The organism is Pseudomonas fildesensis, from assembly GCF_001050345.1.
GTDB classification, from domain to species: Bacteria; Pseudomonadota; Gammaproteobacteria; order Pseudomonadales; family Pseudomonadaceae; genus Aquipseudomonas; species Aquipseudomonas fildesensis.
This window is the reverse complement of record NZ_LFMW01000039.1, coordinates 46345-62530: the sequence shown is the minus strand read 5'-3', so window position 1 is coordinate 62530 and position 16186 is coordinate 46345. Positions and strand designations below refer to the sequence as shown.

At 60.2% G+C, this 16186-nt stretch carries 13 protein-coding genes; 8 read left to right on the top strand and 5 right to left on the bottom strand.

All coding sequences use genetic code 11. The features are described 5' to 3' along the window. Window positions 1–50 precede the first annotated feature (50 nt). The 5 genes from ACR52_RS27560 to ACR52_RS27535 all read right to left on the bottom strand — a co-directional run bounded on the left by ACR52_RS27560 (window position 51) and on the right by ACR52_RS27535 (window position 5206). On the bottom strand, window positions 51–632 hold the full coding sequence (locus ACR52_RS27560; RefSeq protein ID WP_048731797.1) for a GNAT family N-acetyltransferase: 582 nt from the start codon (window positions 630–632) through the stop codon (window positions 51–53). A gap of 8 nt (window positions 633–640) precedes the next feature. Then, window positions 641–2896 (bottom strand): Orn/Lys/Arg family decarboxylase, encoded by a 2256-nt coding sequence (locus tag ACR52_RS27555; RefSeq protein ID WP_048731380.1) that lies wholly within the window; start codon window positions 2894–2896, stop codon window positions 641–643. 185 nt (window positions 2897–3081) lie between these two features. After that, window positions 3082–3822, bottom strand: a complete 741-nt coding sequence (gene dnaQ, locus ACR52_RS27545; protein ID WP_173439361.1) for a DNA polymerase III subunit epsilon — start codon at window positions 3820–3822, stop codon at window positions 3082–3084. 85 nt (window positions 3823–3907) lie between these two features. Next, window positions 3908–4360, bottom strand: a complete 453-nt coding sequence (gene rnhA / locus ACR52_RS27540) for a ribonuclease HI (protein ID WP_010171667.1) — start codon at window positions 4358–4360, stop codon at window positions 3908–3910. A gap of 87 nt (window positions 4361–4447) precedes the next feature. Next, the gene (locus ACR52_RS27535; protein ID WP_048731372.1) at window positions 4448–5206 is read right to left on the bottom strand and encodes a class I SAM-dependent methyltransferase; all 759 of its coding nucleotides are present in this window, start codon (window positions 5204–5206) and stop codon (window positions 4448–4450) included. 65 nt (window positions 5207–5271) lie between these two features. Here ACR52_RS27535 and gloB point away from each other — a divergent pair, with 65 nt between their 5' ends. The 8 genes from gloB to ACR52_RS27495 all read left to right on the top strand — a co-directional run bounded on the left by gloB (window position 5272) and on the right by ACR52_RS27495 (window position 16139). After that, window positions 5272–6039 (top strand): hydroxyacylglutathione hydrolase, encoded by a 768-nt coding sequence (gloB, locus tag ACR52_RS27530; protein WP_048731371.1) that lies wholly within the window; start codon window positions 5272–5274, stop codon window positions 6037–6039. A 98-nt stretch (window positions 6040–6137) separates the two neighbouring features. Continuing rightward, entirely contained in the window at window positions 6138–7547 is a 1410-nt protein-coding gene (locus ACR52_RS27525; RefSeq protein ID WP_048731369.1) for a lytic transglycosylase domain-containing protein, read from the top strand. 311 nt (window positions 7548–7858) lie between these two features. Then, window positions 7859–9688 carry an extracellular solute-binding protein gene (locus tag ACR52_RS27520; protein ID WP_048731368.1) on the top strand — a complete coding sequence of 610 codons (1830 nt, stop codon included), beginning with the start codon at window positions 7859–7861 and terminating at the stop codon, window positions 9686–9688. Then, the gene (locus ACR52_RS27515) at window positions 9685–11523 is read left to right on the top strand and encodes an extracellular solute-binding protein (RefSeq protein WP_048731367.1); all 1839 of its coding nucleotides are present in this window, start codon (window positions 9685–9687) and stop codon (window positions 11521–11523) included. Before ACR52_RS27520 ends, ACR52_RS27515 begins: the two co-directional genes overlap by 4 nt. After that, window positions 11524–12597, top strand: coding sequence for a microcin C ABC transporter permease YejB (locus ACR52_RS27510; protein ID WP_048731366.1), 1074 nt, complete (start codon window positions 11524–11526; stop codon window positions 12595–12597). It begins immediately after the preceding gene. 1 nt (window position 12598) lies between these two features. Next, window positions 12599–13618 carry an ABC transporter permease gene (locus ACR52_RS27505; RefSeq protein ID WP_048731364.1) on the top strand — a complete coding sequence of 340 codons (1020 nt, stop codon included), beginning with the start codon at window positions 12599–12601 and terminating at the stop codon, window positions 13616–13618. A gap of 1 nt (window position 13619) precedes the next feature. Further along, window positions 13620–15233: an ABC transporter ATP-binding protein gene (locus tag ACR52_RS27500; protein WP_048731363.1), complete on the top strand. Its 1614-nt coding sequence runs from the start codon at window positions 13620–13622 to the stop codon at window positions 15231–15233. A gap of 624 nt (window positions 15234–15857) precedes the next feature. Continuing rightward, window positions 15858–16139 carry a peptidylprolyl isomerase gene (locus tag ACR52_RS27495; protein WP_048731361.1) on the top strand — a complete coding sequence of 94 codons (282 nt, stop codon included), beginning with the start codon at window positions 15858–15860 and terminating at the stop codon, window positions 16137–16139. Window positions 16140–16186: the final 47 nt, after the last annotated feature.

The following is a 16186-nucleotide window of genomic DNA, read 5'->3' as shown; positions in this document are numbered from 1 at the left end:
GCGCAAGCAAGCTTGCTCGCCCCAGCAAGCTCGCGCCTACAGAGTCAGCGTCAAACTGCGTCGACTTCGGCCTTGAACAACCGATACCAGAATATCGCCACTTCGCGGGTTTGCGGGTCGATACCGCGATAACGCAGTTGATCAATCCCGCCCATCACATACCCGCAACGCTCGTAAAGGCGGCAGGCACCAAGGTTGTTGTTCTGGGTTTCGAGCATCATGCCCGGCAGGTTTTTCTTGCGGCTCCAGAACTGCGCCACATCCAACAGTGCCTTGGCCACCCCGTGACGCCGCGCAGGCAAGATGACCGCCAACTCGTCGACGTGGGCAAAGCCATTCCAATTGGTGCTGACCACGATATGCCCTACGGCACGATCATCCAGATACGCCATGAAAATCGCACTGTCTGGCGCATCGCGGAAACTGGCGAACTCTTCCGGATCGATGCCGTAGCACTTGCGGTACGGCAGGATGCGCTCCACGGGCCACTGATCGACCCGCTTACCCATCTCCGGCACACCATAGGCGCTGACCTCAAAGCTGAAATCATTGCCCCACACGTAGGCGTCGAAGCCTTCGTCGGCGACTCGCACACTGAGCCCTGGATACTTCGGGTTCATTACAGCTTGCATAAACATACTTAACCCTTGATGCAATCGACGGTGTAACAACGACCACTGCCGTCGTCTTCGTGTTGCAACCCATGCACATCCGCGACAAAACCGGGAAAACTGCTATCGAACGTGCGGGCAAATGCCAGGTAGTCGATGATCGATCGCGTCGACTCGGTAAAGCGCTCACCCGGCATAATCAATGGGATGCCCGGCGGATACGGCACCAGCATCACGGCTGCGATGCGCCCTGGCAAGGCGTCAATCGAGACCGCCTCCACTTCGCCCCTCACCAATTGGTCATAGGCGTCGGCCGGTTTCATCGCGATTTCCGGCAAAACGGTGTACATCCGTTTTAGGTGTTTTGCCGTGGCGTTGCTACGGTAACAGCTATGCAATTGATCGCACAGGTCGCGCAACCCCAGACCCTGGTAGCGCACAGGGCCCTGGGTGAACACCGATGGCAGGCAACTGGCCAGGCTTGCGTTGGCGTCGTAGCTGCGCTTGAACTCCAGCAATTCGGTGAGCAAGGTACTCCATTTGCCTTTGGTGATGCCCATGGAAAACAACACAAGGAACGAATACAGCCCGGTCTTTTCCACCACCAGCCCACGCTCCCAGAGGAATTTGCTGACCACTGCGGCGGGAATCCCGCAGTCGCTCAAGGCGCCACCGGCGTTGAGGCCTGGCATCACCAGCGTCACTTTGATCGGGTCGAGCAGCACGTAGTCTTCGGCGACGTCACCAAAGCCATGCCAATCGTCCTGGGGTTGCAACAGCCAATCCGCCGTGGCGACCCGGTCGATGCCGGCCACCGAGGGTGGCTGCCAGATGGAAAACCACCAGTCCTCGGCGGCAATATGCTGGCGCAGGTTGGCCAGCGCGCGGCGAAAGCTCAGGGCTTCGTCGAACATTTCCTGCAGCAGGGAGCGCCCGGCAGGGCCTTCCATCATCGCCGAAGCCACGTCCAGCGAAGCGATGATGCTGTATTGCGGCGACGTGGAGATGTGCATCATGAACGCTTCGTTGAAACGATCCCGGTCCAGCTGCCGCGCGCCGCCGTCCTGCACGTGGATCATTGAGGCCTGGCTGAACGCCGCGAGCAGTTTGTGTGTTGAGTGGGTGGTAAACACCAGCGGGCTGTCCGGGGTACGTGAGGTGCCCATGCCGTAACGCCCGGCGAAGAACTCATGGAAGGCCGCGTAGGCGTACCAGGCCTCATCAAAGTGCAACACCTCGACACTGTTGCCCAATTGTTGCTTGATCAGCTCAGCGTTGTAGCACAGGCCGTCGTAGGTGGAATTGGTGACCACGGCCAACTTAACTTTGGGTGGCCGCCCACGGGTCAGGGGGCTTGCGTCGATCTTGGCGCAGATCGACTCGGGGCTGAACTCGCTCAGGGGAATCGGACCGATAATGCCCAACTCGTTGCGCTCCGGGCACAGGTAGAGCGGGATCGCGCCGGTCATGATGATCGAATGCAACACCGACTTATGGCAGTTGCGGTCGACCAGCACCAGGTCGTCACGCGCGACCATCGAGTGCCAGACGATCTTGTTGGCAGTCGACGTACCATTGATCACGAAGAACGTGTGATCAGCGCCAAAGTTGCGCGCGGCGCGGGCTTCGGCTTCGGCCAGCGGCCCGGTGTGGTCGAGCAGCGAACCCAGCTCCGGGACTGATACGGACAAATCCGAACGCAGGGTATTTTCCCCAAAAAACTGATGAAACGCCTGCCCCACCGGGCTTTTGCGATAGGCCACGCCACCGCCATGGCCCGGGGTGTGCCAGGAATAATTGGAATCGGCGGTGTGCTGCACCAGGGCCTTGAAGAACGGCGGCAACAAACCGTCGAGGTAAGTGCGGGCGGCGCGGGCTACCTGGCGAGCCAGAAACGGCACGGTGTCTTCGAACAGATAAAGAATGCCGCGTAATTGATTGAGCTCGCTCATGGCATCGGCCGGCGCGTTCTCCAGCGTGACCTGCTCACCCAGGGCGAAGATCGGCAGGTTCGGCGCCCTAACCCGCGCGAGGCGGATAAGTTCGACTATGTTTTGCAGCAGGTGAGTGTTTTCGCCGGCGCCTTCGGCGGCAATCAGCATGCACGCCAGGCCATGATGGGTCGACGCCACCAGCCGGCCTTCGGCGTAGTCAACGGCTGAAAAGATACTGAAGCCCTCCTGCTCCAGCTCCCGGGCGATGCCTCGGACCCGGTCACCGGCAACGGTGTCGGCCTTGATGTCGCGGTGCACGATCAGGATGGGGAACTTCAGGTCTTTGTACATGAGTGCTTTTAGTCCTGAGGGTTATGCACTCAAGGGTAGAAGCTTGGCGGCGATGACGCGAATGAAGAGGTTGAAAACGCGGGTGATCAACTGTAGGCGCCGGCTTGTCGGCGATGGCGTCCGCAAGATTATCGCAGGGCTCAGCGGCCTCATCGCCGGCAAGCCAGCGCCTACGAGCTTGATGGTTATTGCTGGGTGAGCTGGGTCCACAACGCCGGCGCGCCGGCCGACTTGGCAATCGCTTCCAACCGCACGGCATGCTCAGCCAGATCCTGCTCACTGGCACGAATGATCGGGGCCGGTTTGCGATCAGCCGGCAGGCGACGGATTTCCGAAGCGCGGTTGCCCGAACCTTCTGCCGAGCCAGTGCCATCCGAGGCGTTACCGGCCAGGGAGAGGCTGGTCTGGCCGCCGGTCATGGTCAGGTAAACGTCGGCAAGAATCTCGGAGTCGAGCAAAGCGCCGTGGAGTTCACGGCCGGAGTTGTCGACGCCATACCGTTTGCACAACGCATCGAGGCTGTTGCGTTGGCCAGGGTGACGTCCGCGGGCCATCATCAATGTGTCGAGGATCGAGCAATGCTGACTGATGTCTGCACGATCCTTCTGCCCCATCAGGGCAAATTCGTTGTTGATGAAGCCGACGTCAAACGCAGCGTTATGGATGATCAACTGCGCGCCGTTGATGAACTCGAAAAACTCGTCGGCGACTTCGGCGAAACGCGGCTTGCCCTTGAGGAACTCGTCGGTGATACCGTGGACGCCGATGGCGCCTTCGTCACTGTCGCGGTCCGGTTGCAGGTAGACGTGAAAGTGACGGCCGGTCAAGCGGCGGCCCATCAGTTCGACACAGCCGATTTCAATGATCCGGTGGCCGTCGGTCACCGGCATGCCGGTGGTTTCGGTATCGAGTACAACAGATCGGATGGCCATCAGGGTTCAGCTCTCAACGGTGTGGTGTATTTCAAAGGGCGCGATGTTAACACGTCGTGCCCCAGGCAACCTTCAAAGGTCAGCTCTGCTTGTAGCCCCGCACGTCATCCACACCACGGTTGGCCAGTTGGTCGGCCCGTTCGTTGCCCGGATGGCCAATATGCCCGCGCACCCATTTCCAGGTGATGTTATGGCGATTGCATTGCTCATCGAGCAGTTGCCACAGGTCGGCATTTTTTACCGGTTCCTTGGCCGCCGTCTTCCAACCGCGCTTCTTCCAGTTGACCATCCACTCGTTGATGCCCTTCATCACGTATTGCGAATCGGTCACCAGCAGCACGTCACACCGCCGCTTGAGCTCTTCCAGGCCACGAATGGCGCCCATCAATTCCATGCGGTTGTTGGTGGTGTTGGCTTCGCCGCCCCACAATTCCTTCTCCACGCCCTTACACACCAGCAACGCGCCCCAGCCGCCAGGGCCCGGGTTGCCCTTGCAGGCGCCATCGGTGAAGAGTTCTACGCTATCGGTCATCGGTTGCATCCATCAAAACGGGCTGCCGGTAATCGACCGACAGTATCCCGAGGCCGAATAACCCGGCCTGAAATCAAAAAGAGAGTTTTACGGTTCGCTTTGCTTGCGATTGACCTTGGCCATCGGCATCGGCACCAGCTTGCCCATGGGCTGACGTAGCACCTGGCGCACCGGCCGCAGCCCGACCACGATCTTGCGTGCCACCAATAAATAAAAACCGCCACCCGACAGTTGCCAGGCCCCCGCCCGACGTTCCCACCCGGCTAGACGGCCCTGCCACTTGGTCGACGCAAGCGGCGGACGATAGCACCCGAAGCGGCGTTTCTCCAGCGCGAAGCCCAGCAGGTTCAGCCAGTCTCCCACTCGTGAAGGCGAGATGCAGCGTGCCTGGCGCAGTGCGTCATGGGCGAATACATGGCGCAGGCCCCAGCTGCTCCAGGGGTTGATGCCGACAATCAGCAAATGGCCACCTGGGCGCACGCTGCTGGCGGCTTCGCGCAACAAGCCGTGGGGTGACAGGCAGAAATCCAGGCCATGCTGCAGCACCACCACGTCGGCGGCGTGCTCGCTCAACGGCCAGGCCTGTTCCTCGCACACAATCTCCACCCCCGGCAACGGCGCGCCAAGGCGCACATTGCGCTGCACTTGCGGCGCGGGAGGCGGCGTCTGGGCCGAGGGGCCGTAATGCACAAGGTAACCGCCAAAGAACCGGCCCAGCTCGTCTTCGAGCATTTGCCGTTCTTCATCCAGCAGGAATTGCCCGATGGGCCCGGACAGCCATTCACGGGCTGCGCTGATCAGGGCCAGCCATTCAGGATCGGCCTGGGCGAACGCTTTATCAGTCATTGCATTCTCCAACTCGCCTAGACGTTCTAAGATGCACCAATGTGTTCAGCTTGGCGAATCGAAGAATGATACAGATCAGTGCCCTGCCCGCCTTCACCGACAACTACATCTGGTTGTTACAAGACCCTCAAGCCAAACGCTGCGCCGTGGTCGACCCTGGCGATGCCGCGCCCGTACTGGCCTGGCTCAAGCAAAACCCGCAGTGGACCCTGAGCGATATCCTGGTCACGCATCATCACCATGATCATGTCGGCGGGGTCGAGCAACTGAAAAGTGTTACAGGGGCCAAGGTCTACGGGCCGGCGAACGAAAATATCCCGGCGCGGGACATCGCCCTCGACGACAACGACCGCATCACGCTGCTGGGCTGGGACTTCGACGTCTATGCCGTGCCCGGCCATACCCTGGGCCACATTGCCTTTTATCACGAGGGCGTACTGTTGTGTGGCGATACCCTGTTCGCTGCCGGTTGCGGCCGCCTGTTCGAAGGCACGCCGGAGCAGATGCACACCTCCCTGGAGCGCCTCGCGGCCCTGCCGGCGGATACATTGGTGTACTGCACCCATGAGTACACACAAAGTAACCTCAAATTTGCCCAGGCCGTGGAACCGGACAATGCCGATATCGCCGAGCGGGTGGAAAACGTTCGCCAACAGCGGGCTCGCGGCGAGATCACACTGCCTTCTAACCTGGCCCTGGAAAAGCGTACCAACCCCTTCCTGCGCACCTCTGAAACATCTGTTAAACAAAAAGCGGACGAACGGAATGGCCGCGACAACCGCTCTGGGGCCGAGGTGTTTGCTAGCTTGAGGGCGTGGAAAGATAAGTTCTAACGCGATGCAATCTGATACGTAATTTCTGAATGGTTGACCGGAACCAAAGCACTTTCTAGAATCGCCCGACATTTTTGCCCGGAACTTACTTCCAGCCAATGTCGTCATCTATTCGTAAATCCAACCATTCAGACGCATTGACCCGCCTGGCTCAAGCCGTGGCGGTGGCTGTCTCCGCAACTCTCGCGGGCTGCCAATCGACCCAATTCGCTGCACAATCCACCGTGCAACCCAAACCCAATCTTGCTGCCAAGATCAAGCAAAAACCTATTTGGCTCTCAGAGAAGCCTGCCCCCGAAGTACCCCAGGATGTCTGGGAACGCATGCGCCGCGGCTTTCAGTTGCAGGACGGTGTCGGCGTCAACCCGCGTATTGAGCAACAGCGACTGTGGTTCGCCAGCAACCCGTCCTTTCTGGAGAACGCCGGTGAACGCGGCAGTCTCTACATTCATTACATCGTTGAACGCCTTGAAGAACGCAACATGCCCCTGGAGCTGGCGCTGCTGCCAGTGATTGAAAGTGCCTACAACCCAATGGCCTATTCGCGCAGCGATGCCGTCGGTTTGTGGCAGTTCATCCCCTCCACCGGGCGCTACTTCAACCTGCGCCAAACCCGCGCCTACGATGGCCGCCGCGACATCACTGCTTCCACCACCGCCGCCCTGGACTATCTGACACGTCTGCATGACATGTTCAACGGCGACTGGTTGCTGGCCCTGGCGGCCTATAACGCCGGTGAAGGCACGGTGAGCCGGGCCATCGAGCGTAATGAGAAGCTCGGCTTGCCCACCGACTACTGGAACCTGCCCCTGCCCCAGGAAACAAAGGACTACGTGCCCAAGTTCCTGGCGCTGTCACAGGTGGTGCTGGCCCCCGAGGCCTACGGCGTCAACCTGAACCCGATCGCCAACACGCCGTACTTCGAAGTGGTTGAAGTCAAGCAAAGCATGGACCTGTCACGGGTCGCCGCGCTGGCTGAAATCGACGAAGACGAGCTGTTCCAGCTCAACCCGGCCCTGAAACAACGCACCACCCTGGACGGCCCCCAGCATTTGCTGGTGCCCAGCTCCAAGGCGCAGCTGCTGACCAGCAGCCTGTCGGCGATGAAGCCGGAAGAGTTGTTGGCGATGCGTCCGAAAAAGCCGGTGTTCGACGAAGTTGAGACCAAGTCGGTGGCCGGGCGCACTCGCAGCTACAAAGTGCGCAATGGCGACAACCTGACACTGATCGCCAAGGCCAACAAGGTCGATGTGCATGACCTGCAGCGCTGGAACAAGCTCAATGGTCAGTCCCTCAAGGTCGGCCAGACCCTGGTGATGCAAGACACCCGCCGCGCCGTGGCCCAGGCCGGCAAGAAGCCGGTGCAATACAAGGTCAAGAAAGGCGATTCGCTGTACATCGTCGCCAAGCGCTTCAACGTCGAGATGCAACATCTCAAACGCTGGAACCCGCGTACTGGCCAAGCGCTCAAGCCTGGGCAAATGCTGGTGGTTTCCGGGCCGCGTTAAGCCCTCAAGAGCACTGGGGAGCCCACTCCCACATTGGTTTTGATCGTTCCCACGCTTTGCGTGGGAATGCAGTCCGTGACGCTCCGCGTCACAACGTACGCCGCAGTTGCGCCGTGCGCGTATGGCCGGACGCGGAGCGCCCCCAGAGGCGTTCCCACGCAGAGCGTGGGAACGATCAACTGATAAACAGCCATCGGGGGCAAGCCCCCTCCCACATTGGTTCTACATCATCTCAACCGGCTTTTTCCAACCGGAACAAGCTGTTACTGTACCGATCATAAAGCCCAAGCCGCCCGGATCGGATCTCTGACTTGAAGCGTCCCCTCCTGCTACTAATAAGTCTGGCCTTGAGCTTTGCTGCGAACGCGACGATTACCGAGAGCCACGGTTACACGCAGTTCGGCACACTCAAGTACCCGGTCAAATTCACCCACTTCGATTGGGTAAACCCCGCAGCGCCGAAAGGCGGGACCTTGCGGGTCATGGCATTTGGCACGTTTGACACGCTGAACCCCTACACTTTCAAGGGCTCAAGCCCGGTCTCCACCCCTAATTTCCTGCAATACGGCGTCAACGAGCTGAACGAGCCTTTGATGGTCGGCACCGGCCAGTACGCGCCGTCCGGCGATGAACCCACCTCCAGCTATGGGCTGATCGCGCAGTCGGTGGAGTACAGCGAGGACCGCAGTTGGGTGGTGTTCAACCTGCGACCGCAAGCCCGCTTTCACGATGGCAAGGCGATCACCGCCTATGACGTGGCATTTTCCTATCGCACGCTGCTGACCGAAGGCCACCCGCAGTACCGCACCAACCTGCAGGAAGTGGCGCGGGTCGACATCCTCAACCGCCATCGTATCCGCTTTGTGTTCAAACGCGCCGGCAACCCGTTGCTGATCCTGCGCCTCGGCGAACTGCCGGTGCTGCCCCAGCACTACTGGAAAAACCGCGACTTCAAGGCGACCACGTTCGAACCGCCGCTGGGCAGCGGGCCGTACCGCATCAGCAAGGTTACCCCGGGCCGGCAACTGGTGTTCGAACGCGTCAAGGATTACTGGGGCAAGGACCTGCCGGTCAACCAGGGATTTTACAACTACAACAAGGTCGAGGTGGAGTTCTACCGCGACAGCGACGTCGCCTTCGAAGCCTTCAAGGCCGGCGAGTTTGATATCTATATCGAACACCAAGCCAAGAACTGGGCGAACGGCTACAACTTTCCGGCAGTCAACCGAGGCGACGTGATCAAGGCGCAGATCGCCCACCAGATCCCGACCCAAAGCCAGGGCCTGTTCATGAACACGCGGCGCGCGACCTTCAGCCAGACCAGGGTGCGCGAAGCACTGGGGCTGATGTTCGACTTTGAATGGACCAACCGCAGCCTGTTCAGCAGCGCGTATAAACGCACGTTGAGCTATTACCCCAACAGCGAATTCGCCGCCACCGGTGTCCCGGTCGGCCACGAATGGCTGATGCTCTCCCCTTACCGCGACCAACTGCCGGCCAACCTGTTTACCCAACCGTTCAGCCTGCCCCAGACCGACGGGCGCGGCATCCCCCGCGAGACGATGCGGCGCGCACTGGCCCTGCTCGGTGAAGCCGGCTGGAAGTTGTCAGGCCAACGCCTGCTCAACAAGGACGGGCAACCGCTGCGCTTCGAAATCCTGCTGGTCAACCCGAACCTGGAGCGCATCCTGCAGCCCTATGTCGAGAACCTGATCAGCATCGGCATCGACGCGCGCCTGCGCACCGTCGACCGCGCGCAATACAAGCAGCGCCTCGATCAGTTCGACTTCGACATGATCCTGATCACCCTCGGCCAGACCCTCAGCCCCGGCCTTGAACAGTGGCAGTACTTCCACTCCAGCCAGGCGGCGATCAAGGGCAGCAAGAACTATGCAGGCATCGCCAACCCCATCGTCGACCACCTGCTGGAACAACTGCTGGCGGCCAAAACCCGCGAAGAACAACTGGCCGCTGGCCGCGCCCTTGACCGGGTGCTGCTGTGGCAGCACTACAGCATTCCCAACTGGTACCTCAACTATCATCGCTTGGCGTACCGCAACCGGTTCGCCTTTGTCACCACGCCGCCCTACAGCCTGGGCCTGAGCGCGTGGTGGCTGAAAGCTTCGGAGAAAGCCCAATGATGTCTTTGCGTACTGCATTGCTGAGCAGCCTGTTGCTGTGCTCCGCGGTCAATGCCGCCCCACAACATGCGCTGACCCTCTACAACGAGCCGCCCAAGTACCCCGCCAACTTCAAGCATTTTGACTACGTCAACCCGGACGCACCCAAGGGCGGCACGTTCCGTGAATCGGCCATGGGCGGGTTCGACAGCCTCAACTCCTTCATCAGCAAAGGCGTGCCAGCGGACAACATCAGCCTGATCTACGACACCCTGGCGATGCAAAGCCTGGATGAACCCATCACCGAATACGGCCTGGTCGCCGGCAAGATCGAAAAGGCCCCGGACAACAGCTGGGTGCGCTTCTACCTGCGCCCCGAAGCACGTTTCCACGATGGCCACCCGATCCGCGCCGAAGACGTGGTGTTCTCCTTCGAGACTCTGATGAAGGAAGGCTCACCGCTCTACCGCACCTACTACGCCGACATCGACGAAGTGGTGGCCGAAGACCCGCTGCGGGTACTGTTCAAGTTCAAGCGCACCAATAACCGCGAATTGCCGCTGATCCTCGGGCAACTCCCGGTATTGCCCAAGCATTGGTGGGCAACCCGCGACTTTGCCAAGGGCAACCTTGAAATACCGCTGGGCAGCGGGCCGTACAAGGTGGCCGAGGTCAAGGCCGGACGCATGATTCGCTATGAGCGGGTCAAGGACTACTGGGCCAAGGACCTGGCAGTCACCAAGGGTTTCTACAACTTTGATAACCGCATCACTGACTACTACCGCGACAGCACCGTGTCCCTGGAAGCGTTGAAGGCCGGGCAGTTCGACTATTGGCTGGAGTTCAGTGCCAAGAACTGGGCCAATGCGTACAACGTTCCGGCGGTGACAGAGGGTCGGTTGATCAAGGAAGAAATCCCCAACGGCAACCCCACGGGGATGCAGGGCTTTGTGTTCAACACCCGCAAGCCGATGTTCCAGGACGTGCGCGTGCGCAAGGCCATCAGCCTGTTGTTCGATTTCGAATGGAGTAACAAGCAGCTGTTCAACGGTGCCTACAGCCGCACCCGCAGTTACTTTGAAAACTCGGAAATGGCCGCCACCGGCCTGCCCGGCCCGGACGAACTGGCGATCCTCGAACCCCTGCGCGACAAGATCCCGGCCGAAGTTTTCACCCAGGCCTTCGAGCCAGCCAAAACCGATGGCAGCGGCATGATCCGCACCCAACAGCGCGAGGCCTACCAGCTATTGCAGGAAGCCGGCTGGCGCATCGTCGACGACAAGATGGTCGACACCACCGGCAAACCGGTGAGCATCGAGTTCCTGCTGGCGCAGACCGAGTTCGAACGCATCCTGCTGCCGTTCAAGCGCAACCTGGCCGACCTGGGCATCGACCTGGTGATTCGCCGGGTCGACGTCTCCCAGTTCGTCAACCGTATTCGTTCGCGGGATTTCGACATGCTGGTGGGCAGCTTTCCGCAATCCACCTCGCCGGGTAACGAGCAGCGCGAATTCTGGAAGTCCTCCAGCGCCGACAAGTCCGGCAGCCGCAACTACATGGGGCTCAAGGACCCGGCCGTCGACCAACTGGTGGAAGAACTGATCGACGCCAACTCGCGTACGAGCCTGGTCGCCCATGCCAGGGCCCTCGACCGCGTGCTGCAGTTTGGCTACTACGTGATCCCGAACTGGCACATCAAGACCTACCGCGTGGCGTACTGGGACCACCTTGGCCACCCCAAGGTCCCGCCACGCTACGACGTCGGCATCGCCACTTGGTGGGCCAAACCCGACGTCAAACCGGCGGTTACCCTGGACACCACTCAAAGCGCCGATCCGGCGAGCGGAGGCGATTAAATGCTGGCCTATATTGTTCGCCGCCTGTTGCTGATCATCCCCACGCTGTTCGGGATACTGCTGATCAACTTCATCATCATCCAGGCCGCCCCCGGTGGCCCGGTGGAACAGATGATCGCCAAGCTCGAAGGCTTTGAAGGCGCCACCAGCCGCATTGCCGGTGGTGGTGCCGAAGTCGCGGTGGCCGGCTCCAGCTACCGTGGTGCCCAGGGCCTGGACCCGGCGCTGATCAAGGAAATCGAAAAGATGTACGGCTTCGACAAGTCGGCGCCGGAACGCTTGTGGATCATGGTCAAGAACTACGCCAGCCTGGATTTTGGTGACAGCTTCTTCCGTGACGCCAAGGTCATCGACCTGATCAAGGAAAAGATGCCGGTGTCCATTTCCCTCGGGTTATGGAGCACGTTGATCATGTACCTGGTGTCGATTCCCCTGGGGATCGCCAAGGCCACGCGCCACGGCAGTCATTTCGACGTGTGGACCAGCTCGGCGATTATCGTCGGCTACGCGATCCCGGCGTTCCTGTTTGCGATCCTGCTGATCGTGGTGTTTGCCGGCGGCAGCTACTTCGACTGGTTTCCGTTACGCGGCCTCACGTCCAACAACTTTGACGAATTGAGCTGGGGCGGCAAGGTCCTCGATTACTTCTGGCACCTGGCCTTACCGATCACCGCGCTGGTGATCGGTAACTTCGCGACCATGACCCTGCTGACCAAAAACAGCTTTCTCGATGAGATCAACAAACAGTACGTGGTCACCGCCAAGGCCAAGGGCCTGACCAACCACCGCGTGCTCTACGGCCATGTATTTCGTAACGCCATGCTGCTGGTGATCGCCGGGTTCCCGTCGGCGTTCATCGGGATTTTCTTCACTGGGTCCTTGCTGGTGGAAGTGATCTTTTCCCTCGACGGCCTCGGCCTGATGAGCTTTGAAGCCGCGATCAACCGCGACTACCCGGTGGTGTTCGGCACACTGTTTATCTTCACCCTGCTGGGGCTGGTGGTGAAACTGATCGGCGACCTCACCTATACCCTGGTCGATCCGCGTATCGACTTCGCCAGCCGGGAGCACTGAGATGAACTTGTCCCCCCTCAATCGCCGCCGGTTCGAGCGATTCAAGGCCAACAAGCGTGGCTGGTGGTCGCTGTGGCTGTTCCTGATCCTGTTCGGCCTGAGCCTGGGCGCGGAGTTGATTGCCAACGACAAGCCGCTGGCCGTGCACTACGACGGCGACTGGTATTTCCCGGCCCTCAATCGCTACCCCGAGACCACCTTTGGCGGCGAATTCCCGCTGGAGGCCAATTACAAAAGCCCCTACATCCAGGAGCTGCTCAAGGCCAAGGACGCGTGGACGCTATGGGCGCCGATCCCGTTCAGTTACCAGAGCATCAACTACGACCTCAAAGTGCCTGCACCCGGCCCGCCGTCTTCGGTCAACCTGCTGGGCACCGATGACCAGGGCCGCGATGTACTGGCGCGGGTGATCTACGGGTTCCGTGTGTCGGTGCTGTTTGCCCTGACCCTGACCGTGCTCAGCTCGATCATCGGCGTGATTGCCGGTGCCTTGCAGGGTTTCTACGGCGGCTGGGTCGACCTGGCCGGGCAACGCTTCCTGGAAATCTGGTCCGGTTTGCCGGTGCTGTACCTGTTGATCATCCTCGCCAGTTTTGTGCAACCAAACTTCTGGTGGCTACTGGGGATCATGCTGTTGTTCTCGTGGATGAGCCTGGTTGACGTGGTGCGCGCCGAGTTCCTGCGTGGGCGCAACCTTGAATACGTGCGCGCGGCGCGTGCCTTGGGCATGCAGAACGGCGCGATCATGTTCCGGCATATCCTGCCCAATGCCATGGTCTCGACCATGACCTTCATGCCCTTCATCCTCACCGGCGCCATCGGCACCCTCACCGCCCTGGACTTTCTCGGCTTTGGCCTCCCGGCCGGCTCGCCTTCCCTTGGTGAACTGGTGGCCCAGGGCAAATCCAACCTGCAGGCGCCGTGGCTGGGCATGAGCGCGTTTGCCGTGCTCGCGGTGATGTTGAGTTTGCTGGTGTTTATCGGCGAGTCCGCTCGCGATGCCTTCGACCCGAGGAAATGAGATGAATCAGGACAATCTGATCGAAATCCGCGACCTCTCCGTCGAGTTCGTCACAGGCGACCATCACCACCGTGTGGTGAACAACGTCAGCTTCGATATCAAGCGCGGCGAAACCATCGCCTTGGTCGGCGAAAGCGGCTCCGGAAAATCGGTGACTGCCCACTCGATCCTGCGCCTGCTGCCCTACCCGTTGGCCCGGCACCCGTCCGGCACCATCGAGTATTCCGGCCAGGACCTGCTGACCCTCAAGGAAAAAACCCTGCGGCATATTCGCGGCAACCGTATTGCGATGATCTTCCAGGAGCCGATGACCTCGTTGAACCCGCTGCACAACATTGAGAAGCAGATCAACGAAGTGCTCGGCCTGCACAAGGGCCTGACCGGCAAGGTCGCCACCCGGCGCACCCTGGAATTGCTCGAACTGGTGGGCATCCCCGAACCGCACAAGCGCCTCAAGGCGCTGCCTCACGAACTGTCCGGCGGCCAGCGCCAGCGGGTGATGATCGCCATGGCGCTGGCCAACGAGCCGGAACTGTTGATCGCGGATGAGCCGACCACGGCCCTCGACGTCACCGTGCAATTGAAAATCCTGGAGCTGCTCAAGGAGCTGCAGGCGCGGCTGGGCATGGCGTTGCTGCTGATCAGCCATGATCTGAACCTGGTGCGCCGTATTGCCCATCGCGTGTGCGTGATGCAGCAGGGTTGCATCGTTGAACAAGCTGACTGCGAGACCCTGTTCCAGTCGCCGCAACACCCTTACACCCAGGAACTGCTGGCCGCCGAGCCCAGCGGCGGGCCCGCCAACAACGCGATCGGGCCGCCGTTGCTGGTGGTCGATGACCTTAGGGTCTGGTTTGCGATCAAGAAAGGCTTTTTGCGCAACACCGTGGATTACGTCAAGGCGGTGGACGGCATCAATTTCAGCCTGCCCCAGGGCCAGACCCTGGGCATCGTCGGCGAAAGCGGCTCGGGCAAGTCGACCCTGGGCCTGGCGATTTTGCGCTTGATCGCCAGCAAAGGCGGAATTCGCTTCGAAGGCCAGCAACTGGACAAGCTGACCCAGCAACAAGTGCGCCCGTTACGCCGGGAAATGCAGGTGGTGTTCCAGGACCCGTTCGGCAGTTTAAGCCCGCGGATGTGTGTCAGCGAGATCGTTGGCGAAGGTTTGCGCATCCACAAGATGGGCACGCCTGCGGAGCAGGAGGCGGCGATTATTGCGGCGCTCAAGGAGGTTGGCCTGGACCCGGAGTCGCGGCATCGGTATCCGCATGAGTTCTCGGGTGGCCAGCGTCAGCGTATCGCCATCGCCCGGGCTCTGGTGCTCAAGCCGCGGCTGATTTTGCTGGATGAACCGACTTCGGCGCTGGATCGCACGGTGCAGCGGCAGGTGGTGGAGTTGTTGCGTAGTTTGCAGGCCAAGTACAACCTTACTTATCTGTTTATCAGCCATGATTTGGCGGTGGTCAAGGCGCTGAGTCACCAGTTGATGGTGGTGAAACATGGGCAGGTGGTGGAACAGGGGGATGCCTCGGCGATTTTTGCTGATCCGCAGCATGCTTATACGCGGCAGCTTTTGGAGGCGGCGTTTTTGGTGCCCACTGTTGTTGGGGTTTGACCGTGTACATATCCGTTACTTGGGTGATGGCTGATATGGGTTTCGCTCTTACAGCGACTCACTTTTGGAAGAGCCGGAATGCCGGCCCAGCCAAAAGTAAGCAAAAGGCTCTTGCCCCACCACTCGGTGCCTCGCTTAGGCTCGGCATGCCCTCACTCCGGCCAGCGTGTTTAACGGGGCGCCTGATCGTTCCCACGCTCCGCGTGGGAACGATCAGCGATGCGAAGCGAGCATCTGTTGATCTTGCTTGTGATCTTGATCTCAGACGCCCCGTAAAACCACGCTGGCCGAACGCAGGCTTTGGAGCGTGGGCAACCCGGCAGGACGCCGGGTTAGCCGCCCTGGGCCAGGGATGGCCCATGGCGGCGGCCCACGCTCCAAAGCCTGCGTTCGGGCACACCGAGCCTAAGCGAGGTGCCGAGTGGTGGGGCGAAGACCTTTTGGTTACTTTTGTGTCTTTACAAAAGTGACCCGCTGTAAGAGCGGAACCATAAGCAGCCGTTACCGCAGAAACGGATATGTACCAAACCAACCACCAACCAACCACCACCCCAAGGGAACTTTGCCAACAAATAACCACCTGAATCCGGTACGCTCACCTTTTTATTCAAGGAGTTACTCCCCATGGCCAAAGCCACCGCCCGTCACATCCTCGTTGCAAGCGAAGACAAGTGCAACGAACTCAAAACCCAGATCGAAGGCGGCGCCGATTTCGCTGAAGTCGCCAAAGCCAACTCCAGCTGCCCTTCCAGCCGTCAAGGCGGTGACCTGGGTTCGTTCGGTCCAGGCCAGATGGTCAAAGAATTCGACGCCGTCGTCTTCAGCGCCCCGGTCAACACCGTGCAAGGTCCAGTGAAAACCCAGTTCGGTTATCACCTGCTGGAAGTCACCAGCCGCCAGGACTGATCCAGTCTGTGCTGATGCTATAAACAACGGCCCGCCTTTTGGTGGGC

Coding starts and splice junctions, on each gene's coding strand:
- ACR52_RS27560 (WP_048731797.1), bottom strand. CDS start 632: ATGCAAGCTGTAATGAACCCGAAGTATCCAGGGCTCAGTGTGCGAGTC.
- ACR52_RS27555 (WP_048731380.1), bottom strand. CDS start 2,896: ATGTACAAAGACCTGAAGTTCCCCATCCTGATCGTGCACCGCGACATC.
- rnhA (WP_010171667.1), bottom strand. CDS start 4,360: ATGACCGATAGCGTAGAACTCTTCACCGATGGCGCCTGCAAGGGCAAC.
- ACR52_RS27535 (WP_048731372.1), bottom strand. CDS start 5,206: ATGACTGATAAAGCGTTCGCCCAGGCCGATCCTGAATGGCTGGCCCTG.
- gloB (WP_048731371.1), top strand. CDS start 5,272: ATGATACAGATCAGTGCCCTGCCCGCCTTCACCGACAACTACATCTGG.
- ACR52_RS27525 (WP_048731369.1), top strand. CDS start 6,138: ATGTCGTCATCTATTCGTAAATCCAACCATTCAGACGCATTGACCCGC.
- ACR52_RS27515 (WP_048731367.1), top strand. CDS start 9,685: ATGATGTCTTTGCGTACTGCATTGCTGAGCAGCCTGTTGCTGTGCTCC.
- ACR52_RS27510 (WP_048731366.1), top strand. CDS start 11,524: ATGCTGGCCTATATTGTTCGCCGCCTGTTGCTGATCATCCCCACGCTG.
- ACR52_RS27505 (WP_048731364.1), top strand. CDS start 12,599: ATGAACTTGTCCCCCCTCAATCGCCGCCGGTTCGAGCGATTCAAGGCC.
- ACR52_RS27500 (WP_048731363.1), top strand. CDS start 13,620: ATGAATCAGGACAATCTGATCGAAATCCGCGACCTCTCCGTCGAGTTC.
- ACR52_RS27495 (WP_048731361.1), top strand. CDS start 15,858: ATGGCCAAAGCCACCGCCCGTCACATCCTCGTTGCAAGCGAAGACAAG.